Annotated in this window: 6 protein-coding genes; 2 read left to right on the top strand and 4 right to left on the bottom strand. The window is 58.0% G+C overall.

The features are described from left to right. The first annotated feature begins 88 nt into the window (after positions 1–88). On the top strand, positions 89–1,603 hold the full coding sequence (locus AABO57_22660; protein ID MEK6288529.1) for a PQQ-binding-like beta-propeller repeat protein: 1,515 nt from the start codon (positions 89–91) through the stop codon (positions 1,601–1,603). Between the two features lie 138 nt (positions 1,604–1,741). Here AABO57_22660 and AABO57_22655 read toward each other — a convergent pair whose 3' ends face one another. The 4 genes from AABO57_22655 to AABO57_22640 all read right to left on the bottom strand — a co-directional run bounded on the left by AABO57_22655 (position 1,742) and on the right by AABO57_22640 (position 4,673). Further along, a complete protein-coding gene (locus AABO57_22655; GenBank protein MEK6288528.1) occupies positions 1,742–2,224 on the bottom strand; it encodes a DinB family protein in 483 nt (160 codons plus the stop codon). A 16-nt stretch (positions 2,225–2,240) separates the two neighbouring features. Then, positions 2,241–2,888, bottom strand: coding sequence for a DUF3471 domain-containing protein (locus AABO57_22650; protein MEK6288527.1), 648 nt, complete (start codon positions 2,886–2,888; stop codon positions 2,241–2,243). Between the two features lie 71 nt (positions 2,889–2,959). After that, on the bottom strand, positions 2,960–3,709 hold the full coding sequence (locus tag AABO57_22645; protein MEK6288526.1) for a hypothetical protein: 750 nt from the start codon (positions 3,707–3,709) through the stop codon (positions 2,960–2,962). A 100-nt stretch (positions 3,710–3,809) separates the two neighbouring features. After that, entirely contained in the window at positions 3,810–4,673 is an 864-nt protein-coding gene (locus AABO57_22640) for a glucose 1-dehydrogenase (protein ID MEK6288525.1), read from the bottom strand. A gap of 123 nt (positions 4,674–4,796) precedes the next feature. Between AABO57_22640 and AABO57_22635 the strand changes: the two genes are divergently transcribed. Next, positions 4,797–6,431 carry a BamA/TamA family outer membrane protein gene (locus tag AABO57_22635; GenBank protein MEK6288524.1) on the top strand — a complete coding sequence of 545 codons (1,635 nt, stop codon included), beginning with the start codon at positions 4,797–4,799 and terminating at the stop codon, positions 6,429–6,431. Positions 6,432–6,503: the final 72 nt, after the last annotated feature.

The following is a 6,503-nucleotide window of genomic DNA, read 5'->3' as shown; positions in this document are numbered from 1 at the left end:
GACCACTCCTTGAAAGACCTATGTCAATCAAATAGAATCACTCACCTAATCCCCTCGCAATCAGCAGTGGAAACGAAAGGAGCAGCGAATGCGCATTAAGACTTGCCTGATAACTTGCGTGCTTGTGTTGTGTACGATCGCGGCGTCATTTGCCGCGGGCCAATCTTCAGCTTCGCGCGGGTCTCGTTCCAACGCCACCAAGATCGTCAGCGGCAATGGAGCTGGATCTTCCGATTGGCCAATGTACGGGCGCGACCTCGCAGGCTCGCACTACAACGCGAACGAAAAGCAGCTTACTCCTGCAACGGTTGGCCGCCTCAAGCCAAAGTGGGTATTTGAAACCGGCGGCGACGTTTCGGCGCAGCCTACCGTAGTCGGTGGCGTCGTCTACTTCGGATCGTGGGACGGCAAGGAGTACGCAGTCGACGCGAAGACCGGCAACAAAATATGGGACTACGACTGCGGCAGCCCTTCGCGCAGCGGTGCGGCTTACGGCGACGGGACTCTCTTCTTCGGCGACCTCGCGGGTCAGCTCCACGCCCTGGACGCAAAGACGGGCGCGCTCAAATGGAAAGTCAAAATCGATGCTCACAAAGACACGGTTGCGACCGGATCGCCCATCTATCATAACGGGCGCATCTACATCGGAGTCGCGTCCCACGAAGAAGGCGCTATCTTGAAGTACGGCCCAAAGTACGAGTGCTGCACCTTTCGAGGCGGAGTCGCCGCGTTCGACGCCAAGACCGGCAGTCAGGTTTGGCGATGGTACACGATACCCGAAGCGCCCACAGACCAGGGCAAAGACAAAAAGGGCGTGACGATCCTGGGCCCGGCCGGAGGCGCGGTATGGTCGACGGTGACCATTCATCCTGGTGCGAACCGGCTATACGTCACCACAGGCAATCAATACACACCGCCTGCTTCCAAGTTTCCAAACGCCATCGTCGCGGTCGAGCTTTCGACGGGCAAGCTCGTATGGTCTTATCAGGCGACCCCGGGTGACATCTGGACGTTTGGCTGCGCCAATCTCGTCGAATGCAGCGACCTCGACGTCGACTTCGGATCGACTCCGATGGTGTTCAAAGGCCCGGGCGGAAAGCCCGCCATCGGAGCGGGACAGAAGAGCGGCTGGTTTTTCGCCGTCGATCCAAAAGACGGCAAGCTCTTGTGGAAGACCGAAGTGGGTCAAGGCGGCAAACTCGGCGGCATCGAGTTCGGCGATGCGACCGACGGCGAGCGCGTGTATGCCGCGGTTTCCGCCTTCCCAAACAGAACGAGTCCGGGATCGGTTGCAGCGTTGGACGGCGCGACGGGCAAGATCCTTTGGCAGACCAAGGCGCCTGACGGAGGCGCGAATTTCGGGCCGATTACAGTGACTGGTACGGGTGATAATCGCCTGGTGTTCGCCGGGACCAACCGAAATTTCATACGCGCTTACGATGCGAAGGATGGCAAGGTGCTATGGGAGTTTGACACGGGCGGGGCGGTTGGCGGCGGGCCTACGGTGGTGGACGGCGTGGTCTACGTCGGCTCGGGTTATCAGTTCCTTCGCGTCGGCAAGCCGAACAAAAAGCTCTACGCGTTTTCGATTGATGGTAAGTAGTGGGCGGCTAATAGACGATGAGTGATGAGTTGGCCTCCTCATCACTCATCGATCTTATTTCTTCTACCGCTTGCGGCCAGTGACTACGCTCCAATAACCGAAGCTCGGCTTGACCTCAATTTCCACGAACGTTGATGCTCAAGACTGCTCATCCGCGCTCGGACCATAAATCGAAGGCACCGTCGAACCCATCGGTCTTAAGTAAGTCGAAAGCTGCCCCCGGTGATGTACTGCATCGAACAAAAACTCCCAGCCAAAGTGGTAGCCTGTACCGCGTGAGATTTCATAATCGCCGTAGACGAATCTGAACTCGTTCTCCCACACCGCGCTATCAAGCCCATAAAGCCGCTTGGTAAGATCCTCGTGATTGCGATCGTAAGTCGCGAGAATCTCCTCGACCGTCGCCGGGGCAGGGAACTCCTGCCATTCGATCGTCCCCTTTTCCAACCCTTCGGCCAGCACCTTCTCCTCCATCACGATCACCCAGGCGATCTCGCGCGCCGTTCGTGATTTTGGTTCAGGCCTGTAGTCAGACTTGTCTTGCGGAATGCGCGAGATGACTTTTCTAGTCGCCGGCGCTTCGCGCTCCCAGAACTTCATGAACAATGCTTTCTCATCCACCGTTGTCGCTCCTTACTCACTTGATCTTCTTGCCCTTCATCTCCTGATCGTTCAAGTTGATCACGATTTCGATGACCTTGCCCTTCTCATCGCGCGTAAACTTTACTTTTGCGTTCACGTTGGTGACCAGAAAACTGCCGTCATCTTGCGGCTGCAACTCTTGCTTAGTGTCACCCTCTGGCTGCCCAAACAGCTTGTCACCCTCGTGAGTTATGACAAGGATGCCTATCGGGGCTTCGTACTCGCCAACGAAGTCGTCGAATGTCTTCGGATCAGCCTTTCCCGCTTTAGCGGCAGGCGTCGATGGTTTCTTATCATCGGCTTTCGCCGCATCGGGGGCCTTCGCCGCATCGGGGGCCTTCGCCGCATCGGGGGGCTTCGCAGCGTCGGCGGGTTTCTGAGTTTCGACCCCCGGCTTGTAGTCGGCCAGCCATTCGACATCGACCGTTTCCGCGCCTCGCCGCTCTTTTTCCTTGATCATCCATTGTCCGCGCTCGTTCCACGGCGGCCCGCCATCGGGATCAACGTGACAGAAGGTGCAGTCCTTGGCGCCGAACTTCTTCGCCTTAACCAGCAGCGGTGGATAACCGAACGTTTCCGCGGCTAGAGTGGCGACGATCCCCGTGATAAAAATCAGCGAGATTGCGATCTTGATGCTCCTCAATTTGGGTTCTCCTTAGTTGATCGATGATTGATCGATGTCCGTGCAAGAACGATAGTGCCCTAAGAACCCTCCTATCGCAACTTCTTAAGCGAATCCAGAATCAGCTCTTCCACCTTGGCCCACACGTCAGGATCATATTCCATTCTGGTGTGTGCGACCCTGAATGCCTTCTTCATCAATGGAACGTTTGAGACGTCGATCTGCTTGTGACTGTAGTCGTATTTGAGGTTGCCGATGATCGTGGTCCTCGCCGGGTCTTCGGCGCGAATCTCGGGCTCGCCTCGAATGAACCAGCCGTTTCGCTGAAAGAGATTCGCGGCGCGAGCGACGTTGGAAGGAATGACCCGGCCGCCGCGTCCGATGCTGTCTACTTGAACCATCAGGGTCACCGGAACGTCGATCTTCTTGAGCTGTCTGGCCAGCTTGACCACCGCCGCGCCGCCGAAACTTTGGCCGTAGAGAATCAGCCGGATCGAGGCGCGTTCTCGCTCGTCTAGCTTGCCGTCGCGATTGCGGTCAAACGCTTTGGAGATCAACTCAATTGCCAGTGATCGCTTCTTGTTCTCGACTGTCTCGACCTGAATCGCTGGGTCGTGCATCGATCGCAGCTTCAGCGCCAACTTGCGCACGTTGCGGTCATCGTTGTTCCAGGGCTCCCGGCCGCCCATGAAACCGAGAATCAGGATTTGACCCTGTGGCAAAGGCGTCGGGGTAGTGAAGTGGCGATAGCGTTGGCCTCGCGGAAAAATGCAGCCGCTATGCAAGGCGAGGCTGATCAGAGCAATAAGAAACAGCCGGAATTTGGAGGTTTGAGAAGGCATTGTATGCACCACGGATAGACCGACGACGGAGGACCGGAGACCGGTGACCGTCTTCCGTCATCGGTCACCCGTCCTCCCTCTGACTTTGACCTCTGACCTTTCACCTTGCACACGTGAGGGCCCGGCCGCCGTCGATGCTCACCGTAGCTCCCGTGATCCAACTCGCGCGATTCGACGCCAGGAAGTATATGAGATCGGCTACCTCTGAAGGGCGACCCACGCGCCCGAGCGGATGAGTAGTCTTGCTGTGTTCAAGAAACGCAGCATAAGCGTCTTCGTTCATTCCACCCGATCGATGAAGTTCCGTCACTACGACTCCGGGGTTGACCGCGTTGACCCGTATACCTTTCGCCGCAAGCTCGAGCGCGGCGCAGCGAGTCAACTGATCGACCGCGGCCTTGCTCACGCAATAAGCCAGCACTCCTGGAAACGAGCGCGGCCCGGTGACGCTCGAAACATTAACGATGTTGCCATGCGAGCGCTCGAGCTGCGGCACTGCGAGCTTCATCAGGTGAAACACCGATCGCAGATTGATGTTCATCATCTCGTCCCAAAGCTCGAGAGTCGTGTCCTCGATGCGCCCGGCTTTGAGGATTCCAGCGGCGTTTACCAGCACGTCGAGCCCGCCCAACCGCTCGATTGCATGAGCGATGGATCTCTCGCTCTCCTTTTCATCCGAAAGGTCGGCCGTGATGATGAAGGGTTTCCCGCCATTAGCCGAAGCCGAGGCAATGTCTTCAAGCGCGGTCTCGCGCCGGCCAACCAGCGCGACGCTGGCGCCTTCGCCGAGGAAGCGCACGGCAGTCGCGCGCCCGATCCCGCTCGACGCGCCGGTGATGATGACCTTGCAGTCTATGATGTTCTCAGTCATATCAAGCTCGCTTTCGTCGAGCGAGTTTACCCGATCCGCGGGAGGCATTGAAAGCGCACGAGTCGGCAAGGGCGGCAACTCGCCGCGTTCCATGTTCGAAGCACGTGCTTGAGTCCGAATGTACCGTAGGTTGTCTAACCTGCGGCAGACCTTCGGCAGACCAGAACAAACCGCAGGTTAGACAACCTACGGTACATCTCCGCGTCGCGATACTTGATGAACATCAAAACAATCGTCACAGCAATGGCGCTGATCGCGACGACCGCGGCGCCGGGCATGGCTCAGAGGACCGGAGCTTCGCCGCTTGCTCCTCCGGCAATCTCTTCCGCGCCCGCTACTGCATCCCAGGCCAAACAGTTCAGACTCGGGAAACTGAGAATCACCGGCAACACTCACACAAAACTCTTTGTAATCCTGAGAATGATCCCGCTCTCGGAAGGTGACATCTTCAATCAGTCGCTCTGGGAATTTGGGCTTGTACAGATCAACCGCTCCGGATTGTTCGAACCCCTCGAGCAAAACGATATCGTGATGGCACCCGATGGTGCGACTGGCCTGGTAGACGTCGAGCTGCACCTGAAGGAACGCGATCGTCAGCGCTTCGATATGAGCGGAGGCGGCGGCACTACGGGCGGAGCTTTGATCTCGCTTGATTACGCAAACACTAACCTGACCGGCAGAGGCGACAGGCTGATCGGGCGAGCGAGGTTGGGCACTCGCGAGCGAGGCGGAGGGGCCAGCTACTCGGCCATGCTTTACGGAAATCTGCCGCTAAGCTTCGACCTGTCAGGTTTCTTCGAGCGGTTAGAGTTCGTCAACGCAAGCACGCGGGAGCAAGGCCGGGAGCCGCTTTTTGTCCAACGAACAGCGGGCGGCAGCATCGGCGCTTTTCTTCCGCTCAACAGATCGCGCTACACGATCGCGGCGACGACGCGAGCAGGACTGGTCTACTCATTCACCTCGACCAATCTCGCGGACGCGCTGCTGTTTAGTACCACGACTCCGCGCTCGCTCGAGCAAGGCGGCTTGCGGGTAGCAACGCTGACACCGCTGCTGTTGCATGACACTCTCGATCGTGAGCTTGATCCACAGGGTGGCGAGCGGCTCGCACTCGGCGCGGAACTTGGCGCGCGCGCACTTGGAGGGAGCCTCAACACGTGGAAAGCGTACTTCGACTATCGCCGCTTCTGGGCCCTGGGAAACCAGAACAGCGAGCGTGAGCCAACGGCTATCGGCCTTCGCATACGTGCCTCGCACATCCGCGCGTTCGGCGAGCCGTTTCATCAGCAAGCGTTGTCGACGGTGAGAGGTGTGCCTGTGTTCAGGAGGGTCTTTCTTGGCGGAGAAACCGAAGTGCGCGGGTTCGATGTGAACTCGATCGCGCCGCTGGCTCGCGTGGAACGTTTCGTCGTCAGCGAAGGCAACGCCCCAGTCTTTCTCTCGAGCGAAGTGCGTCCCATCGGCGGAGACACGCAGGTAGTATTCAACGCAGAGTATCGAGTGCCGATAATCTGGCGGCTTTCAAGCGCAGCGTTCTTCGACATCGGGACTTCTTTCAACTCGAGGGCCCTGATCAAAGAAAGCTTCGAAACGATGACTGAGATTCAATCTACAGGCGCGCCGGTTACGGTGTTGACTGTGATGAAGCCGCTAAAACCCGGGCAGGATTTCCTTCCACGTTATCGTGCGTCGCTTGGCGGAGAGCTGCGCCTTCCGATTCCGGTGTTGAACATTCCTCTGAGGCTGATCTTCGCTTGGAACCCGAACGCGCAGAAGATGGTTCCCGACGGCGCGCTGCTCGCGCCTGAAAAACGATTCGCGTTCAGAGTAGGCTTTTCGCGGACGCTTTAAGAGTCACGGCGCTGTCGTTCTCAGCCAGAACGGCCACCAGATAGCTCAGGCGCGCAGTGTTGAAAGCCTAAA

This window comes from Acidobacteriota bacterium, from assembly GCA_038040445.1.
Lineage (GTDB): Bacteria > Acidobacteriota > Blastocatellia > UBA7656 > UBA7656 > Onstottus_A > Onstottus_A frigus.
The sequence above is the reverse complement of the archived record's forward strand: the minus strand, read 5'-3'. Positions and strand labels throughout refer to the sequence as shown.

What these genes read in the sequence shown, in the direction of transcription:
- AABO57_22640 (MEK6288525.1), bottom strand. Translation starts at nt 4,673, where the DNA reads ATGGAACGCGGCGAGTTGCCGCCCTTGCCGACTCGTGCGCTTTCAATG.
- AABO57_22645 (MEK6288526.1), bottom strand. Translation starts at nt 3,709, where the DNA reads ATGCCTTCTCAAACCTCCAAATTCCGGCTGTTTCTTATTGCTCTGATC.
- AABO57_22660 (MEK6288529.1), top strand. Translation starts at nt 89, where the DNA reads ATGCGCATTAAGACTTGCCTGATAACTTGCGTGCTTGTGTTGTGTACG.
- AABO57_22635 (MEK6288524.1), top strand. Translation starts at nt 4,797, where the DNA reads ATGAACATCAAAACAATCGTCACAGCAATGGCGCTGATCGCGACGACC.